Source organism: Agrobacterium sp. V1 (assembly GCF_030518355.1).
Taxonomy (GTDB): Bacteria; Pseudomonadota; Alphaproteobacteria; order Rhizobiales; family Rhizobiaceae; genus Agrobacterium; species Agrobacterium cucumeris.
This window is the reverse complement of record NZ_JAULSF010000002.1, coordinates 751,169-769,259: the sequence shown is the minus strand read 5'-3', so window position 1 is coordinate 769,259 and position 18,091 is coordinate 751,169. Positions and strand designations below refer to the sequence as shown.

General features: G+C 59.9%; 17 protein-coding genes. 13 read left to right on the top strand and 4 right to left on the bottom strand.

Annotated features, from left to right (window positions below):
- Nucleotides 1–173: 173 nt before the first annotated feature.
- The 3 genes from QSV77_RS17610 (at nucleotide 174) to lysS (ending at nucleotide 5,365) form a co-directional block, all read left to right on the top strand.
- Nucleotides 174–1,946, top strand: coding sequence for an SLC13 family permease (locus QSV77_RS17610; protein ID WP_142842757.1), 1,773 nt, complete (start codon nucleotides 174–176; stop codon nucleotides 1,944–1,946).
- Between the two features lie 210 nt (nucleotides 1,947–2,156).
- Nucleotides 2,157–3,614 carry a glutamate--tRNA ligase gene (gene gltX, locus QSV77_RS17605; protein ID WP_302734470.1) on the top strand — a complete coding sequence of 486 codons (1,458 nt, stop codon included), beginning with the start codon at nucleotides 2,157–2,159 and terminating at the stop codon, nucleotides 3,612–3,614.
- 251 nt (nucleotides 3,615–3,865) lie between these two features.
- On the top strand, nucleotides 3,866–5,365 hold the full coding sequence (gene lysS, locus QSV77_RS17600; protein ID WP_302734468.1) for a lysine--tRNA ligase: 1,500 nt from the start codon (nucleotides 3,866–3,868) through the stop codon (nucleotides 5,363–5,365).
- Between the two features lie 75 nt (nucleotides 5,366–5,440).
- Here the strand turns inward: lysS and QSV77_RS17595 are convergent, their stop codons facing one another.
- Nucleotides 5,441–6,361 carry a hypothetical protein gene (locus QSV77_RS17595; protein WP_302734467.1) on the bottom strand — a complete coding sequence of 307 codons (921 nt, stop codon included), beginning with the start codon at nucleotides 6,359–6,361 and terminating at the stop codon, nucleotides 5,441–5,443.
- Between the two features lie 286 nt (nucleotides 6,362–6,647).
- Here QSV77_RS17595 and QSV77_RS17590 point away from each other — a divergent pair, with 286 nt between their 5' ends.
- The 5 genes from QSV77_RS17590 (at nucleotide 6,648) to QSV77_RS17570 (ending at nucleotide 10,418) form a co-directional block, all read left to right on the top strand.
- Nucleotides 6,648–7,538: a metal ABC transporter substrate-binding protein gene (locus tag QSV77_RS17590; protein ID WP_302734466.1), complete on the top strand. Its 891-nt coding sequence runs from the start codon at nucleotides 6,648–6,650 to the stop codon at nucleotides 7,536–7,538.
- Nucleotides 7,535–8,443 carry a manganese/iron ABC transporter ATP-binding protein gene (locus QSV77_RS17585; RefSeq protein WP_302734465.1) on the top strand — a complete coding sequence of 303 codons (909 nt, stop codon included), beginning with the start codon at nucleotides 7,535–7,537 and terminating at the stop codon, nucleotides 8,441–8,443. Before QSV77_RS17590 ends, QSV77_RS17585 begins: the two co-directional genes overlap by 4 nt.
- A complete protein-coding gene (locus QSV77_RS17580; protein ID WP_142842752.1) occupies nucleotides 8,424–9,284 on the top strand; it encodes a metal ABC transporter permease in 861 nt (286 codons plus the stop codon). Before QSV77_RS17585 ends, QSV77_RS17580 begins: the two co-directional genes overlap by 20 nt.
- On the top strand, nucleotides 9,281–10,135 hold the full coding sequence (locus QSV77_RS17575; RefSeq protein ID WP_269699459.1) for a metal ABC transporter permease: 855 nt from the start codon (nucleotides 9,281–9,283) through the stop codon (nucleotides 10,133–10,135). The genes QSV77_RS17580 and QSV77_RS17575 overlap by 4 nt, the downstream gene beginning before the upstream one ends.
- Nucleotides 10,136–10,244: 109 nt before the next feature.
- Nucleotides 10,245–10,418 (top strand): DUF1328 domain-containing protein, encoded by a 174-nt coding sequence (locus QSV77_RS17570; protein ID WP_003499086.1) that lies wholly within the window; start codon nucleotides 10,245–10,247, stop codon nucleotides 10,416–10,418.
- Nucleotides 10,419–10,476: 58 nt separating this feature from the next.
- Here QSV77_RS17570 and QSV77_RS17565 read toward each other — a convergent pair whose 3' ends face one another.
- Nucleotides 10,477–11,208 (bottom strand): SDR family oxidoreductase, encoded by a 732-nt coding sequence (locus QSV77_RS17565; protein WP_142842750.1) that lies wholly within the window; start codon nucleotides 11,206–11,208, stop codon nucleotides 10,477–10,479.
- Between the two features lie 154 nt (nucleotides 11,209–11,362).
- On the opposite strand from QSV77_RS17565, the gene QSV77_RS17560 reads away from it, so the two are divergent.
- The gene (locus tag QSV77_RS17560; RefSeq protein WP_302734459.1) at nucleotides 11,363–12,136 is read left to right on the top strand and encodes an IclR family transcriptional regulator; all 774 of its coding nucleotides are present in this window, start codon (nucleotides 11,363–11,365) and stop codon (nucleotides 12,134–12,136) included.
- Nucleotides 12,137–12,242: 106 nt separating this feature from the next.
- Here the strand turns inward: QSV77_RS17560 and tal are convergent, their stop codons facing one another.
- Nucleotides 12,243–13,208 carry a transaldolase gene (gene tal, locus QSV77_RS17555; protein ID WP_269699456.1) on the bottom strand — a complete coding sequence of 322 codons (966 nt, stop codon included), beginning with the start codon at nucleotides 13,206–13,208 and terminating at the stop codon, nucleotides 12,243–12,245.
- Nucleotides 13,209–13,402: 194 nt separating this feature from the next.
- Between tal and QSV77_RS17550 the strand changes: the two genes are divergently transcribed.
- Complete coding sequence (locus QSV77_RS17550; RefSeq protein WP_271363440.1) at nucleotides 13,403–14,389, top strand: sugar-binding transcriptional regulator; 987 nt, start codon at nucleotides 13,403–13,405, stop codon at nucleotides 14,387–14,389.
- A gap of 233 nt (nucleotides 14,390–14,622) precedes the next feature.
- On the opposite strand, the gene QSV77_RS17545 is transcribed toward QSV77_RS17550, so the two are convergent.
- Nucleotides 14,623–15,495, bottom strand: a complete 873-nt coding sequence (locus QSV77_RS17545) for a bifunctional helix-turn-helix domain-containing protein/methylated-DNA--[protein]-cysteine S-methyltransferase (RefSeq protein WP_302734458.1) — start codon at nucleotides 15,493–15,495, stop codon at nucleotides 14,623–14,625.
- 207 nt (nucleotides 15,496–15,702) lie between these two features.
- Here QSV77_RS17545 and QSV77_RS17540 point away from each other — a divergent pair, with 207 nt between their 5' ends.
- The 3 genes from QSV77_RS17540 (at nucleotide 15,703) to QSV77_RS17530 (ending at nucleotide 18,090) form a co-directional block, all read left to right on the top strand.
- Complete coding sequence (locus QSV77_RS17540) at nucleotides 15,703–16,419, top strand: FadR/GntR family transcriptional regulator (RefSeq protein WP_302734457.1); 717 nt, start codon at nucleotides 15,703–15,705, stop codon at nucleotides 16,417–16,419.
- Nucleotides 16,420–16,482: 63 nt separating this feature from the next.
- Nucleotides 16,483–17,457 carry a sialic acid TRAP transporter substrate-binding protein SiaP gene (locus QSV77_RS17535; RefSeq protein WP_110760313.1) on the top strand — a complete coding sequence of 325 codons (975 nt, stop codon included), beginning with the start codon at nucleotides 16,483–16,485 and terminating at the stop codon, nucleotides 17,455–17,457.
- Nucleotides 17,458–17,517: 60 nt separating this feature from the next.
- Complete coding sequence (locus QSV77_RS17530) at nucleotides 17,518–18,090, top strand: TRAP transporter small permease (RefSeq protein ID WP_271363439.1); 573 nt, start codon at nucleotides 17,518–17,520, stop codon at nucleotides 18,088–18,090.
- Nucleotide 18,091 lies beyond the last annotated feature (1 nt).

Here is an 18,091-nt window from a genome sequence, read left to right as displayed (position 1 = left end):
GGTGTTAACGCCCTGGCATCAACGCCATTGTCTCCGTCATGCCGGATCAAATCCGGCATGACGGAGAGATATGAAGCTCCGGCCCGGAACCGCATGACCCCGCCTTGCGTTCTTCGGCACCATCACCGATAGAGCCCTCTACCGGCGCCTCTCCTTCGAAAGCACAGGCAAGCATGACGACCGACCAGATCCTCGCCTTCACCGTGATCGCCGGCATGATGGCAGCATTCATCTGGGACAGGTTTCGTTACGACGTCATCGCCTGCAGTGCATTGCTGGTGGCGGTGGCGCTTGGTGTCGTGCCGTTCAATAAGGCTTTCTCCGGCTTTTCCGATGATATCGTCATCATCGTCGCAAGCGCGCTGATCGTCAGTTCGGCCGTGGCGCGTTCGGGGGTCGTTGACATGACGATCAAGAAATATTTCCCGGAAATGCATTCCAAGGGGCTGCAACTGGCCTTTCTGATGATCGTCGTTGCCATCATGTCGGCCTTCATCAAGAATATCGGCGCACTTGCCATCATGATGCCGGTCGCTTTCCAGTTTGCCCGCAAATCCGGCAGCCCCGTTTCTTATTATCTGATGCCGATGGCCTTTGCCGCGCTGCTTGGCGGGCTGATGACGCAGATCGGCACCTCGCCCAACATCGTCGTTTCCCGGTTGCGCGAAGAAATGACCGGCCAGAGCTTTTCGATGTTCGACTTCACCCCCGTCGGTGCGGGGTTGACCGTGATCGGCATCATCTTCCTGACCTTCGGTTACCGGCTTTTGCCGGTGCGCAATCGCCAGCAGGCATCGGTGGAGGATGCCCTCGACCAGGCGGCATACACGGCGGAGGCAACGCTGCCGGCCGACAGCACCTTTGCCGACAGGCCGCTGCGCGAACTCTTGAAACAGGCCGATGGCGACGTGATCGCCAGCACCATCTTGCGCGGACCGCGGCGCATCTCCCCCTTCCCCGACGTCAAGCTGAAGGCCGGCGACACGGTTCTGCTGGAAGGCAGCCCAGAAGGGCTGGACCGCATCGTTTCGCAGGCGAAATTGCTGCTCTCCGGCAAACCGCTGACTGAAAACGGCCAGAAAACCGGCGATCTCATCTCTATGGAAGCGGTGATCAGCAATGAATCGGTGCTGAGTGGCATTTCCGCCCGCGAGCTTTCCCTGTCCTATACGCGCGGCGTCAATCTGATCGCTGTCAGCCGGCGCGGCCAGCGCGTCAGCCAGCGGCTTTCCGAACTGACCCTGCAGGCGGGCGACGTCATCCTGTTGCAGGGCAGCCGCAAGAACCTGCCGCAGGTGCTGCAGGAATTTTCCCTTCTGCCGTTGGCGCAACGGGAAATCCTGCTCGGCGTGCAACGCCGCGCGCTTTTGCCCGTCATCGTGCTGGCCGCCGCCATGCTTGCCGCCGGCAGCGGGCTGGTGCCCGTCTCGGTCGCCTTTTTCGCCGCCGCCTTCCTGATGATCGTCGTCGGCGCAATCCCGCTTGCCGAAGTCTATAAATCCATCGACGGGCCGATCCTCGTCATGCTCGCTGCCCTTATTCCCGTCAGCGACAGTCTTCGCACCAGCGGCGCCAGTGAATTGATTGCCGCCTGGCTCGGGCAGGCAGCGCAGGGGCTGCCCCCTTTCGCGGCGCTCGGCATGATCCTGCTTACCGCCATGGCGGTGACACCCTTCCTCAACAATGCCGCCACCGTGCTGGTCATGGCCCCCATCGCCGCCGGTTTTGCCACCACGCTCGGTTTCCGGCCGGAAGCTTTCCTGATGGCGGTGGCGATCGGTGCCGGCTGCGATTTCCTCACCCCCATAGGCCACCAGTGCAATACGCTTGTCATGGGCCCGGGCGGTTACCGTTTCAGCGATTATCCGCGACTTGGCCTGCCGCTGTCGATCATGATCGTCATTGCCAGCATTCCGATGCTGCTTTACGTCTGGCCGGTCAACTAGGCGCGGCTCGCCCCGGGGAAGACGGCGCAAGCTCCTTATTTCCTTGACGCCTGCGGCATAATATGGCCTAAGCCGATGCCGAACGGGAATGTGCAAAAGGTGCTTTATTTGTGCCTTTCGACATGATTTCCTGCCGCATCCAAACGAAAACTTCGTGATATACGGGTGAAACCACCCATATTTCAGCCACGTCCACGACGAGTGAATTTCATGACCACTTCCGGCGTTCGCGTCCGCATTGCACCTTCCCCCACCGGCGAGCCGCATGTCGGCACCGCCTATATCGCGCTGTTCAACTATCTCTTCGCCCAGAAACACGGCGGCGAGTTCATCCTGCGCATCGAGGATACCGACGCCACCCGCTCGACCCTTGAATATGAGCAGAAGGTGCTGGAAGCCCTGCGCTGGACCGGCCTCACCTGGTCGGAAGGCCCCGACGTCGGCGGCCCTTACGGCCCCTACCGCCAGTCGGAACGCAAGTCCATGTACTGGCCCTATGCCGAAGAGCTGCTGGAAAAAGGCCATGCCTTCCGCTGTTTCTGCACGCCCGAGCGGCTGGAAGAAATGCGCGAAGCGCAGCGCGCCGCCGGCAAGCCGCCGAAATATGACGGCCACTGCCTTAACCTCAAGGCCGAGGAAGTCACCGCCCGCGTCGCCGCCGGCGAAGCCAATGTCGTGCGCATGAAAATCCCGACCGAAGGTTCGTGCGATTTCCATGACGGTGTTTATGGCGATGTCTCGATCCCCTGGGATTCGGTCGACATGCAGGTGCTGATCAAGGCCGACGGCATGCCGACCTATCACATGGCCAACGTCATCGACGACCATCTGATGAAGATCACCCATGTGGCGCGCGGCGAAGAGTGGCTGGCCTCCGTGCCCAAGCACATCCTGCTTTACCGTTATTTCGGCTGGGAACAGCCGGTGTTCATGCATCTTTCGCTGATGCGCAACGCCGACAAGTCCAAGCTTTCCAAGCGCAAGAACCCTACCTCGATCTCCTATTATTCCGCGCTGGGTTACCTGCCGGAAGCGCTGATGAATTTCCTCGGCCTGTTCTTCATCCAGATCGCCGAAGGCGAAGAGCTCCTGAGCATGGACGAGCTGGCGGCGAAGTTCGATCCGGAAGCGCTTTCCAAGGCCGGCGCCATCTTCGATATCCAGAAGCTGGACTGGCTGAACGGCCGCTGGCTGCGCGAGAAGCTGACCCCGGAAGAATTCATTGCCCGCACGCTGGAGTGGGCGATGGAAAATGCCCGCCTGACCGAAGGCCTGAAGCTTGCCCAGAGCCGCATTTCGAGACTCGGCGAATTGCCGAACCTTGCAGGCTTCCTGCTGGCGAGCGATGTCGGACTGACGCCGGCTTCCTTTGCCGGGCTGAAGAGCAAACCGGAGGAAATCCACGAGATCCTCACCACGGTTGCCGCCGACCTCGAGAAGATGCCGGACTGGAACGTGGAAGCGATCGAGGCCGAGCTGCGCGATGTGGCCGAACGCACGGGCAAGAAGCTGCGCGTCGTGACGCCGCCGCTTTTCGTCGCCGTCTCCGGTTCCTCCCGCTCGCTGCCGCTGTTTGACTCGATGGCGCTGCTCGGCCGCTCCGTTGTGCGCCAGCGGTTGAAGATGGCGATTGCCGTTGTGGCCACGATGGTTGGCAGCGGAAGCTGATAGTTATGTGCTGGCGGTGACGGCAGCATTTTAGAATACGCCTTCTGCCTAGGGCTTACCCCCCTCTGCCCTGCCGGGCATCTCCCCCTCAAGGGGGGAGATCAGATGCCGCTCCCACCCGTTCCATGGGCAAGGTGTCAGCCGCTTGTCGATCTCCCCCCTTGAGGGGGAGATGCCCGGCAGGGCAGAGGGGGGTAAGCCCAACGCACAAAGGCCACCTGCAACGAACAAGCCCGCTAAAGGCCAACACCATGAACGACAAGACGACCGAAACCACCGCCCTCTCCTCCGACGCGACAGAAGTACGCCGCCAGAAACTTGCGCTGCTGCGCGAGCAGATCGGTGACGTCTATCCGGCGCATTTCCACCGCACCATGAGCAATGCGGAGCTTTCGGAAAAATACGCCGATATCGAAGCCGACGTCGAAACCGGCGATACGGTGACGGTGGCCGGTCGCGTTTATTCCTCGCGCAATTCCGGCATGTTCATGGATATCCATGACGCCTCCGGCAAGGTGCAGATCTTCAGCCACAAGGATACGACGCCGGAAGCGGCGCGCAACCTTTTGCCGATGATCGATATCGGCGACATCATCGGCGTGACCGGCAAGGTGCGCCGCACCAAGCGCGGTGAGCTGACGATCAACGCCGAAGAAATCACCATGCTGACGAAGTCGCTGCTGCCGATGCCCGAGAAGTGGCACGGCGTCTCCGACATCGAGCTGCGTTACCGCAAGCGTCATCTGGACATCCTCTCCAACGAGGAATCCAAGTTGCGCTTCCTGCAGCGCTCGAAGATCCTCTCCGGCATCCGCCGCTTCATGGAGGCCGAAGGCTTCCTCGAGGTGGAAACGCCGATGCTGCAGACCATCTATGGCGGCGCGACGGCCGATCCGTTCAAGACCTTCCACAACACGCTGAAGATGGACATGTATCTGCGCATCGCGCCGGAACTGTTCCTGAAGCGCACGCTGGTTTCGGGCCTGACCGACAAGGTCTTCGAAATCAACCGCAACTTCCGCAACGAAGGCGTCTCCACGCGGCACAATCCTGAATTCACCATGATGGAGTGCTATTGGGCCTATGCCGATTACGAGGACATCATGGGTCTCGTGGAGCGGCTGTTCGAGACGCTGGCGATTGCCCTTCACGGCACGACCGAAGTTGAATTCCAGGGCCAGACGATTTCCTTCAAGGGCCCGTTCAAGCGCGTGCCTATGCCCGAGGCGGTGAAGGAAGCAACCGGTATCGACTTCCTTGCCCTCAAGACCGACGAAGAAGCCCGCGCTGCGGCCAAGGCTGCTGGCTTCGCTGTCGAAAAGGACTGGACCTGGGGCGAATGCCTTGCCTTCATCTTTGAAGAAAAGGTCGAAGGCACGCTGATCCAGCCGAGCCATGTGACGCATTTCCCCAAGGACATTTCGCCCTTCGCCAAGGAAGTGCCGGGCGAACCGCGCCTCGTCGAGCGTTTCGAAAGCTATTGCAACGCCTGGGAAGTGGGCAACGCCTTCTCCGAACTCAACGATCCGGAAGAGCAGCGCCGCCGCATGGTGGAGCAGCTGGAACAGGCGCACGCCCGTGGCGAAAAGGACAAGCAGCTGGACGAGGAATTCCTCGACGCCATCGACCAGGGCATGCCGCCCGCCGGCGGTCTCGGCATCGGCGTCGATCGCCTGATCATGCTGCTCACCAACGCCCCGTCGATCCGCGACGTCATCCTCTTCCCGGCCCGCCGCAACAAGGCGGATTGATCGAACGAAAACCAAGGCGGCCTCACGGCCGCCTTCGCTCTTAATGCTCGGGACCGGCCCACTTCCTCACAACCGTTAATGCCCGGCCTTGCCCGCAGCCGGCGCAGTCTCAGCCGCCGGTTTTTCCTCCGCCGCCTGCGCGGTCGTTGAGCCTTTTCCGAAAATCAGCGATTTCAGATAGGTCACGCTGAAAATGCTGCCGCCATCGGCTTCCGGTGTCGAAGTCAGCAATTCATCGGCACCGGGTTCGCCCCGTGCTTCGGGAGACGGCTGCTCTCCATGCGCTTCCGCACCGGCCCCGCCTTCGTCCGCCTCCGCGGGTGCTGCACCATGGCCGCTGCCCTCATCCTTGGCTTCGCCATGTCCGGCCGCGCCTTTCGCAGCCTTGCCTTCATGGCCTTCCCCACCACCATCCGAAGCTGGCGTCGCGCAATCGGCGGTATCGCTGAGGCTCGCGGCCATGGTTTCGGCGTCCTCAAGCGGCAGATCGATACGCAGCCCATAAAACTGGCCGCTGCCATTGGCTGCGCCATCATAATAAAAAGCGGAATAACGCTGGGCATCGGCGCCCTGCGGAATCTTGGTGGGATCAGGAATGAAGACGACCTGTGCGGCAATGGCCCGGCCGCGCATTTCCGAGCGCAATTGCGGGCCATTCCTGTCGAGCACCGAAACCTGCACCAGATCGGGCTTCTGTTTGTCGTAGACCGCTTTGGCAACGCGGAGTGCGGTCTTCAACCGCTCCGTGCCATCACCGCCTGCGGTGCGAATGAATTTGCGCACCCATAAGGAACCGTTCTTGCGGATGTTGACCGTCTGGACTGCGTCGCAGGAAAGCCCGTTGGTGGAAGCGTAGGATGGGCCAAGCAGCCGATCGCTGCCGATGAACACGGCAGCAGAACCGGTCGCACCCGCCAAAAGCAGGATCCCGCCTACGATCACAACGAGTTTGCGCGAAAACCGCATTCGTCCGAATACAGCTTTCACCCACAACATCCTGACATCAAGTACCCCGCCTTATCGCCCTCACCCCGAAACGTGGCTCTGATGATGAGGAACACACGCGGGATAAGCTCGCAACCTCGCTGTCCGAGCCTTACGATACTGCCGCTTTCTCATTGAAAAAAGTTTAACCACCCCGGCGCAACGCCGGCAAAAACGCACCATTTTCAGACATTTTCAAATGCTGCTAAATTGCGAATGATTTGCAATAGCGTTGACAAGCGTGATTTTATAACAGATGGTATTGCGAATTAATCGCAACAAACATTCGGTGACAGACGTGAACTTCCAGAAAATCCGGCATGCTCTTTTTGCTTTCTCACTTTTTCTCCCCGCAGCCGCGATGGCGCAGGAAAAACCGAAGGTCGTGACGACCTTCACCATCATCGCCGACATGGCCCGCAACGTGGCGGGGGATACCGCCGAAGTGGAAAGCATTACCAAGCCGGGCGCTGAAATTCACAACTACCAGCCAACCCCGCGCGACATCCTCAAAGCCCGCAAGGCCGATCTGGTGCTCCGCAATGGCCTCAATCTGGAATTGTGGTTTGAAAAATTCCTTGCCAACCTCTCCGGCGTGCCGAGCGTGACGGTGAGCGAGGGTGTGGAACCCATGGCGATCAGCGGCGGCGCGTATCAGGGAAAACCCAATCCACACGCCTGGATGTCCCCCGATAACGCCTTGATCTATGTGGAAAATATCCGCAAGGGCCTTGCCGAGATCGACCCTGCCCATGCCGATGTCTATGCCGCCAATGCCAAGGCCTATTCGGACAAGATCAAGGCCACCGTCCAGCCCATTCGCGAGACGCTTTCCGTTCTGCCAGAAAACAAGCGCTGGTTGGTAACGAGTGAAGGTGCCTTCTCCTATCTCGCCCGCGATTTCGGGCTGAAGGAACTGTTCCTGTGGCCGGTCAATGCCGACAGCCAGGGCACACCGCAGCAGGTCCGCGGCGTGATCGACGCCATGCGCGAGCACAATATCCAGGTCATCTTCAGCGAAAGCACGGTTTCCGCAGATCCAGCCGAACAGGTGGCCAAGGAAACCGGCGCAACCTATGGCGGCATACTCTACGTGGATTCGCTGAGCGAAGCGGACGGCCCGGTTCCGACCTATCTCGATCTGCTGCGGGTGACGAGCGAGACCATCGCAAAAGGCCTGTCATCATGAGGATGGGCGGTAAAAAAATAGCCGGCGGCCTGACGGTTCAAAATGCTACAGTGACCTATCGCAATGGCCACACCGCATTAAGAAATGCCAGCTTTTCCATTCCCCGCGGAACGATCACTGCACTTGTCGGCGTCAATGGCGCCGGCAAGTCCACGATTTTCAAGGCGATCATGGGTTTCGTGCCGCTGGCCTCCGGTTCCGTCTCGATCTTCGACCTGCCGGTGAAGGAAGCGCTCCGGAAAAACCTCGTTGCCTATGTGCCGCAGGCCGAGGAGGTGGACTGGAGCTTTCCGGTGCTGGTGGAGGATGTGGTGATGATGGGCCGTTATGGCCACATGAACTTCCTGCGCATCCCGTCCAAACGCGATCACCAGATGGTGGAAGAGGCGCTGAAACGCGTCAACATGCTCGATTATCGCAAAAGGCAGATCGGCGAGCTTTCCGGCGGGCAGAAGAAGCGGGTGTTTCTGGCCCGCGCACTGGCGCAGGAGGGTCAGGTCATCCTGCTCGACGAACCCTTCACCGGTGTCGACGTGACGACGGAAGAACAGATCGTCGCACTTCTGAAAGCGCTGCGCGACGAAGGCCGCGTCATGCTGGTTTCCACCCACAATCTCGGCAGCGTGCCGGAATTCTGCGACCGCGCCGTCTTCGTCAAGGGCACGGTTCTGGCGTCAGGCAGGACAGAGGATACCTTTACCGAGGAGAACCTGCAAAAAGCCTTCGGCGGCAGCCTGCGCCACTTCATCCTTGGCGGGGCCGACCTGCATGACGATGCCGATCCACGCCGGGTAAAGGTCATCACCGATGACGAACGGCCCTTCGTGATTTATGGCAAGAATGGCCAGAACGGCCATGATCCCGAGGCTGCGAAAGAAAAAGTCGATGATAAACAGCCTTCTTGAGCCCTTCACCTATGGCTACATGCTGAACGCCATCTGGGTCAGCGCGCTGGTCGGCGGCGTCTGCGGTTTTCTGTCTGCCTATCTGATGCTGAAGGGCTGGTCGCTGATCGGCGATGCTCTCTCCCATGCCATCGTTCCGGGTGTCGCCGGCGCCTACATGCTTGGCCTGCCCTTTTCCCTCGGGGCCTTTCTCTCCGGCGGGCTTGCCGCCGGCTCCATGCTGTTCCTGAACCAGAAGACGAGGCTCAAGGAAGACGCGATCATCGGCCTGATCTTCACCTCGTTTTTCGGGCTGGGGCTGTTCATGGTCTCGCTGTCGCCGACCTCGATCAATATCCAGACCATCGTGCTTGGCAATATCCTGGCAATCACCACCGAAGACACCATCCAGCTGGCGCTGATCGGCGGCATCAGCCTTTTGGTTCTGGCATTAAAATGGCGCGACTTCATGGTGGTGTTTTTCGATGAAAACCATGCCCGCACCGTGGGGCTGAAACCGGAAGTGCTGAAGGTGATCTTCTTCACCCTGCTTGCCGCCTCCACTGTTGCCGCACTGCAGACGGTTGGGGCTTTTCTTGTTGTCGCCATGGTGGTGACGCCCGGCGCCACCGCCTATCTCCTGACCGACCGTTTCGAGCGGCTGATCCTGATGAGCCTCATCATCGGCGCGGCCACCAGTTTCGTGGGCGCCTATCTCAGCTATTTCCTCGATGGCGCCACCGGCGGCGTCATCGTTGTGCTGCAAACCGCGATCTTCCTGACCGCCTTTATATTTGCGCCCAAACATGGCCTGCTCGCCTCCAGAGCCAAGGCCCGCAAGGCACTGGGGGAAACGCCATGAGCGAATATCTCGAACTCGCCATTCTGCCGTTTCAACTGCCCTTCATGCAATATGCCTTCGTGATCACCCTGATGATCGCGGTGCCGATGGCAATGCTCTCGTGTTTTCTGGTGCTGAAGGGCTGGTCGCTGATGGGGGATGCGGTTTCCCACGCCGTGCTGCCGGGCGTGGTGATCGCCTATATCGTCAGCATTCCGCTTTCGATCGGCGCCTTCATCGCCGGCATGATCTGCGCGCTCGGCACCGGTTTCATCAAGGAAAACAGCCGCATCAAGGAAGATACGGTGCTCGGCATCGTCTTTTCCGGCATGTTCGGGCTGGGGCTGGTGCTTTACGTGAAGGTGCAGAGCGACATGCACCTCGATCACATCCTCTTCGGCGACATGCTGGGCATTGCCCCGTCGGACATGCTGGAGACCGGTCTGATCGCGCTTTTTGCCACGCTGTTCCTCGGGCTGCTGCGCAAGGATCTGCTGGTGAATGCTTTCGATCCGCAACATGCCAAGGCAATCGGTCTGCCGGTGCGTATTCTGCACTATGGTCTGCTGATGGTTCTGTCGCTCACCGTGGTCGGCGCGCTGAAAGCCGTAGGCATCATCCTCTCGGTCGCCATGCTGGTGACGCCGGGCGCAATCGCCTTCCTGCTGACACGGCGCTTTTCCGCCATGCTTGTCGTCGCCATCATGGTGGCGGTCGTCTCATCACTGTCAGGCATATGGCTGAGCTTTCTGATCGACAGTGCGCCGGCCCCCACCATCGTGCTGTTCATGAGCATCGCCTTCGTCGCAACCTTCATCCGCACCACCTGGAAAGCTCGCCGGATTGACGCGGCGGCTGAAAAAGGGATTTAAAACAACGATTTTTGCGGGCGCATGGAACATTTTCGCCTTTTGCGCGTCATTTTCGAGAGTCCGCTGCGAGGCGGCAGACTCTTGAAAATTAAGCGAAAGGGGAAGCTCCATGCTGAAATGGGCTCTTATTTTCTTTGTTATTTCTTTGATCGCGGGCGTATTCGGCTTTACCGGCATTTCGGCAGCGGCGGCGGGCGTGGCCCGAATTCTGTTCTTCATCGCCGTGGTGATCTTCCTGGTCTTCCTCGTGCTTGCACTGATGGCCGGAAGCGCCGTCGTCTGAATGAAAAAAGGCGACCGGCTTTTACGCCGGTCGCCTCTCCTCTTTTCTTTAAAAAAGCTCAGCCCGTCCAGCCGCCGTCGATCACATGGATCTGGCCGGTGGTGAACCCTGCCTCATCCGAAGCAAGGTAAGTGACGAGCGCGGCGATTTCTTCCGGCGTCGCGATGCGACCCATCGGCTGGCGGGCAATGAAATCCGCGAGTGCCTGTTCGTAATTGCCAGTGGCGCGCAGGCGGTCATGCAAGGACGGGCTGTCGACCGTGCCGGGGCAGATGGCGTTGCAGCGGATACCCTTGGTGACGAAATCGGCGGCGATGGCCTTCGTCAGACCCACGACGGCCGCTTTGGATGCGGTATAAGCGAAGCGGTTCGGCACGCCCTTCACGCTTGATGCAACCGAGGACATGTTGACGATCGCGCCCTTGCCCTTTTCCAGCATGCCGGGCAGGAAGGCGCGGCAGGTGCGATACATGGCCTTGGCATTGAGATCAAAGGAGAAATCCCAGTCCTTTTCCTCGCAATCGAGAATGGTGCCGGAATGCACGAAACCGGCGCAGTTGAACAGCACGTCGGCATGGCCGATCTCGGCGGCGAAATCCTTGACGCCTTCGCCATCCAGCACGTTCAGAACCCGCGTTTCCGCACCCTTCAAGGTGGAAAGCGCCTGTTCGTTGATATCGGTGGCGATGACGCGCGCGCCAAGCGAGATGAACCGCTCCGCCGTCGCCCGGCCGATACCCTGGCCGGCGGCGGTGATCACCACTGTCCGGCCGTTAAAATCCTGCACCATGAATAGCCTCCCGCTATAGCGCGCCCGCCCACCGGGTTCAGGCCGCTGAATTTCAGTGATCTCAAATATGGATCGACAATTCATATGTAAACGCGGTATTCATATGGCGTCAAGCAAACTTGCGCCGCAACCGCGCAAAACGCATCGAGGCCAGATGACAGAAGACGACAGCGAAAGATACCGCGCGCCCGCCCTCGACAAGGGCCTGGACATTCTCGAGCTTCTGGCCCGCACCGATGGCGGGCTGACGCAGATCGAGATCGCCAAGGCCGTCGGCAAAAGCCCCAACGAGCTTTACCGCATGTTGGACCGGCTGGTGCGCCGGGGTTACGTGCAGCGGCTTGAAGGCGATCGGTTTTCGCTGACGCTGAAAATGTTCGGGCTGGCGCATTTCCACGCGCCGATCCGCCGGCTCGTTTCTTTTGCCGCCCCTGTCATGCGTGATTTTTCCGCAAGCGCAGAACAGGCCTGCCATCTGGCCGTTTATGACCGCGGCAGCGTGGTCGTCATCGCCCAGCAGGAATCCTCCACCTATTGGGCCATGTCCATGCGGGTCGGCGCGCAGATGAGCCTGTTCCACACCGGCTCCGGCCATGTGCTGCTCGCCTTCCAGACCGAAGCGCAGCGCGAGATCATGATCACCGAGCAGGTGCGCGGCAGTGGCGAGACCGTGCCCCCCGATCTCACGGAGCGGTTACGGCAGGTGCGCAGCAACGGTTTCGAATCCATGGAAAGCCTGCAGACCGCCGGCGTGCGCAATATTTCCGCCCCCGTGCTGACGCTCGACGGCACGGCGCTTGCCGTCATCACCTGCCCCTATATCACGCCGCTTGGTGGCAAGGCGCCCACGCGTGAGACTTGCGAAGGGCTGATCCGCGATGCGGCAAAGCGCATTTCCGAGGTGGCGACTGGAAAAGGAACCGACTAAGGCGAACAAAAAAACGCGACCGGCAGGGGCCCGATCGCGTTTTGAGTGACTGGAGATTTATGCTGTGTAAACGCAAGGGGAACGTGGATTGTTCCCCTTTTTTTTATCAGGCCGCAGCCAGCGTCAGTTCCTTGCGGACCATTTCGCGCAGCGTCACCAGATCCTTGGCGAACAGGCGGATGCCTTCCGAGAGCTTCTCGGTTGCCATTGCGTCTTCGTTCATTGCCCAGCGGAATGCCTTTTCATCGAGCGACTTCAGCGGCTCTGGCTTGGCATTGTCCGGCGAGAGCTTGCGCTCCAGCTTGCCGCTGTCCTTGTCCAGCTCTTCCAGGAGCGCCGGGCTGATCGTCAGGCGATCGCAACCGGCAAGCGCTTCGATTTCGCCGACGTTGCGGAAGGACGCGCCCATGACGACGGTGCTGATGCCATTGGCCTTGTAGTAGTTGTAGATGCTGCGCACGGAAACAACGCCCGGATCGGTCTCGGCGGTGTAGTTCTCACCGGTCGACTTCTTGTACCAGTCGAGGATACGGCCGACGAAGGGCGAAATGAGGAAGACCTTGGCTTCGGCGCAGGCAATTGCCTGAGCCTGCGAGAACAGCAGCGTCAGGTTGCAATCGATGCCTTCGGACTGGAGAACCTCGGCTGCCTTGATGCCTTCCCAGGTGGAGGCAAGCTTGATGAGGATGCGCTCGCGCTCGATGCCGCGCTCCTTATAGGCCGCGATGATCTGGTGTGCCTTGGCGATGGAAGCCTGCGTATCGAAAGAGAGGTCGGCATCCACTTCGGTGGAGACGCGGCCGGGAACGAGACCCGCAAGTGCGGCGCCAACGGAAATGGCAAGACGGTCTGCAACGGCGGCAACAACGGCGTCGGACTGGCCGCCCTGCGTCTTGCCCCATGCGACGGCTTCCTTCACCGCATCCGCAAAGGCCGGTGTGCCGAGTGCCTTCAGAACGATGGTGGGGTTGGTGGTGCAATCCACCGGCTTCAGGCGCGCAACCGCCTCGATATCGCCGGTGTCGGCAACAACCGTGGTGATGGCGCGAAGTTGTTCGAGTTTGGACGTCATATCGAATGATCCTTCATGATCTCTTGAAAACTTGCTCACCCGTCTTTTCGTTCCCGCACCATGGGTGCGCCCAAGGCCGAAATCGCGGTTTGTCCGGCTCCGACTATCGCAAGCGGCATGGTCGAAAGTCAAGACATTTGCGCATCGCAATTGACATAAGTTTCACGCCTGCGATACTCCATACCATAAAGAGAATGGCGGAAACCGTGGCGAAACTGAGAAGAGAAACCCATACGGCCTATTCGGAAGCGGCTTCGCTGAGGCTGCGCGCCGCGTGGCTTTATTACAATCAGGGCATGACGCAGAAAGACGTCGCCGAAAAACTGGGGATCAGCCGCTCCACCGTCATCCGCCTGCTCGACGAGGCGATGAAACGCTCGGAAGTGCAGATCTGGATCAACGAGGGCATCGAGGATTTCGTGGCGCTGGCCGGCCAGCTGGAAACGGCCTACGGGCTGGATGAGGCCGTCATCATCCCCTGTCCCGAGAAGGCAAGCGCCGAAAGCACCGCCAAGGCGGTCGGTCTGGCGCTTGGACAATTCCTCTCCGAGGTGGTGCCGAACGGCGCCACCATCGGTGTCGGCTGGGGCCGCACCATGACCGCCTCGCTTTCCAGCTTCCGCCCGCCGCGACGGGAAAACTGCAAGGTCGTCTCGCTGCTCGGCGGTATCGTCGCAGTGCACCAGACCAACCCGCTCGACTACACCTGGCGGCTGGCAAGCGCGCTTGGGGCGGAATGTTACATGTTTCTGGCACCGCTGCTGGTGGATTCCGTCGAGACCAAACGGGCACTGATCGAAAAATGCGGGCTCGCCACACTTTACGATCTGGCTGAGACGCTGGACCTTGCCATCGTCTCCTGCGGCGATATCGGCCCGCATTCCACATCGCTGTCGGAAGGTTTCATTTCGAAGGAGACGCTGCGCGAACTTATCGATGCCGGCTGCGTCTGCGATACGATGTTTAACTTCATCGATGCGGAAGGCCGCTCCGTCGACCACCCGATCAACGAGCGCGCCATGGCGATCGATCTCGATACGCTGCGCAAGGCCAAACACATCGTTCTCGCTTCCGGCGGCGCCCACCGCGCCATCGCCATCCGCGCCACCATCAAACGCACCGGCTGCAACACGCTGATCACCGATGAGGCGGCGGCGCGGGCGTTGATGGAGCTGGTTTAGGCTTCATCAGGCCATTTACGGGCGGCAGGCCACTCGCAGGACACCGCTCGTCACCCCCAACACCAGCCTCATCCCTCCACCGTCATCCTCGCCCTTGAGGCGAGGATCCACAAGCGGTGGGCATGGGTCCTCGGGTCAAGCCCGAGGATGACGTCGCGTATGAAGAACCATATCAATATAAACCAGAACCAAAGGGATCAGCCCGGGCGTAATAAAGACAATCCAGATCTCCCTCAAACCTTACCCGTCTCCCAACCAAGCATCGCCCGCTTGCGGGTCAGCCCCCAGTGATAACCCGTCAGCGCCCCGCTTTTGCCGACGGCACGGTGGCAGGGGACAACGAAGGAGACCGGGTTGGCGCCGACCGCGGCACCCACGGCGCGGGATGCTGTGGGCTGGCCGATATCACAGGCGATGTGGGAATAGGTGACGGCGCGACCCATCGGGATTTTCAGCAGGCTTTCCCACACCCGCACCTGAAAATCCGTGCCGAGCAGCACGACACGCAGCGGCCTGTCCGACTGCCATAAAGACGGTTCGAAAATGCGGGCGGCGTAAGATACGGTCGCCTCACGATCTTCGAGATAATCGGCATTCGGCCAGCGGCCGGCCATATCCTCGAAGCAGGCCCTTTCTTCGCCCGGATCGGCAAATGCGCAGCCGGCAAGGCCGCGATCCGTCACCATGACCAATGCAAGACCGAAGGGCGAAGCGTGGAAACCGTAGCGGATCGTCAGCCCGCCGCCCTTGGCCTTCCATTCACCGGGCGACATGGCCTCATGAGTGACGAACAGATCATGCAGGCGGCCTGGCCCCGACATGCCAACCTCGATCGATGTTTCGAGCAGCGGCAGATCTTCCTCGCGTAGCAACCTCTTGGCATGATCGAGCGTCACCGCCTGCAGGAATGCCTTGGGCGACAGGCCGGCCCAGCGGGTGAAGGTTTTCTGCAATTGCGTCGGCGACTGGCCGAGCCTTGCGGCAATGGCTTCGAGGGAGGGCTGCTCGCGATAATCCAGCGTCAAAAGCTCGATAACCCCGCGTACCGTCTCGTAATCGGTGCCGATGGGGGTGATGTCTTCATTCAGCATGATGTTGGCGTTCATTGCATTTCTCCTAACGCCTCACACAAAACCACTAAAGCGCGTTCGTCTCCACCCGTTTCTTGCGTCCAACATTCTTCGAGCTGGAGCAACGTAATTTTTCCACTCACGGTCCGATTGACAGCACCGCATAAATGTTCCCTAATAAAATTGGTAAGACAATCTTACCGCTTGCGCGAAGGGGGGAGACTTTCGCGCTGGGAGGATATCATGTTTGTGGCTCTGGAGCCGCGCCGCCTTTACCGGCTGGTCGCGGAACAAATACGCTTGCTCATCGAGAGCGGGGAGTTGGCGGATGGTCAGCGCCTGCCGGCGGAACGCGACCTTGCCGAACGCTTCGGCGTATCCCGCCCGACAGTGCGGGAGGCGCTGATCGTTCTGGAAGTGGAAGGTCATATCCACATCCGCATGGGTTCGGGCGTTTATGTAAACGCATCGCGCAAACCGGACGCGCAAAAGCCGCCAATGCCGGATGCGCATGGTCCGTTCGAAATCCTGCAGGCGCGCTGCATCATCGAAAGTGCGATTGCGGAAGAGGCCGCACGGCTTGCCACACCGGAGTGCATCGCCAAGCTCGATGATATCATCGAACGCATGGCGGGCGCGCTCGACAGCTCGCCACAGGCGCTCAATTTCGACCGGGCCTTCCACACCGCGATTGCCGATATCATCGGCAATTCGGCGCTCAATCGCTTTACCGGCCTGATCTATGACGAGCGCAGCCTGTCACCCTTTTTCGAAAAGCTCGCCAGCTATTTCGAGGGGCCGCACACATGGAACCTCGCCGTGCAGGAGCACCGCGCAATCCGCGACGCCATTGCCGCCAACGACCCGGAAGGTGCGCGTGAGGCGATGCGGCAGCATCTGACGCTGTCGCAGAAGAGATTTTCCGAGAGTTTCGGGGAGGAAACGATCGGGGAAGAGTGACCGTCGCCGCAACCGGCAACGGAAAAAACAGCACATCTGGCTTTAATTCGGGAGGAGTTAAGAATGAAAATCAGATTGTCGACTTTGATGGGCGCAACAGCCGCCATCCTGCTTTCCGCCCTGGCGGCGCAGGCGCAGACCACGCTGAAATGGGCGCATGTCTACGAGACCTCTGAACCGTTCCACACCGATTCGGTCTGGGCGGCGGAAGAGATCGCCAAGCGCACCGATGGCCGCTACAAGGTGGATGTTTTCCCCGCCTCGCAGCTTGGCAAGGAAGCCGATATCAACCAGGGCCTGAAGATCGGCACCGTTGACATCATCATCTCCGGGTCTAGCTTTGCCGCACGTGATTTCAAGCCGATCGGCGTCACCTATTTCCCTTACATCTTCCGCGATCCGAGCCATCTGATCGCCTATACCAAGAGCGATATCTTCAAGCGCCTCGCCAAGGGTTATGAAGACAAGACCGGCAACCACATCGCCGCCGTCAGCTATTACGGCACGCGCCACACCACATCCAACAAGCCGATTGCCGCCTGCGCCGACATGGCGGGCCTGAAGATGCGCGTTCCCGACGTTCCGGCCTATCTGGCCATGCCGCGCGCCTGCGGCGCCAACACCACGCCGATTGCATTCGCGGAAGTCTATCTGGCGCTGCAGAACGGCACCGTCGATGCGCAGGAAAATCCGCTGACCACCATTGAGGCCAAGAAGTTCTTCGAAGTGCAGAAGAACATCGTCCTGACCGGCCACATCGTTGACCACCTTAACACGGTGATCTCGAAGAACCTCTGGTCGCAGCTCTCCGATGACGACAAGAAAATCTTCACCGAAGTCATGCAGGAGGCCGCCGAGCGGACCACCAAGACCATCGATGAACGCGAGAAAAGCCTCGTCGAAGACTTCAAGAAGCGCGGCCTGACCGTTGCCGAAGTCGACAAGGCCGACTTCGAAAAGAACGTCATCGAAAAAGTGAAGTTCGAGGACTTCGGTTACGACAAGGCCGACTGGGAAGCCATTCGCGCCGTCAAGTGAGCCAAGATCCGGTGCGGCTTCTTTGCCGCACCGCCCTTTCTCTCCAGACGGGATATCTCAATGTCGCAGGAAATCCATACTCAGGTCACGCCTGAGGAACTCGCCCATACGTTCGATGAGGCGCCGCCCGAGGTCGATCTCAAGGTCTATTCATTCGAGGACTGGATCACGCTCGGCCTTTTCTGGCTGATGACGGGCTGCGTGTTCCTTCAGTTCTTCACCCGCTACGTGCTCAACAACAGTTACGCCTGGACGGAAGAAATCGCCGTCAACTGCCTGATCGGCGTGGTGTTTTTAGGGTCGGTCATGTGCGTGCGCATGTCGCGCCACATTCAGGTGGATGTGCTTTATCACTATGTGCCGCCGCAGGTGGCCCGCGCCATGTCGATCCTTGTCGATGTGCTGCGCATCCTGTTCTTCGCCTACACATCCTGGCTGATGTGGCGGTATCTGGAAATTGTCGCGGATGAGGAAATGGTGACCGTGGCGCTGCCGCGCAACATCGTTTTCTACACGGTTCTGGCGGCATTTGTCTTGATGTTCTTCCGGTCGGTGCAGGTGTTCATCGCCAATATGCAGCGCGGCTATTCCGTTCTGGAACGACCCGAAGAATTCCAGAGCGCGGGGGATTGAT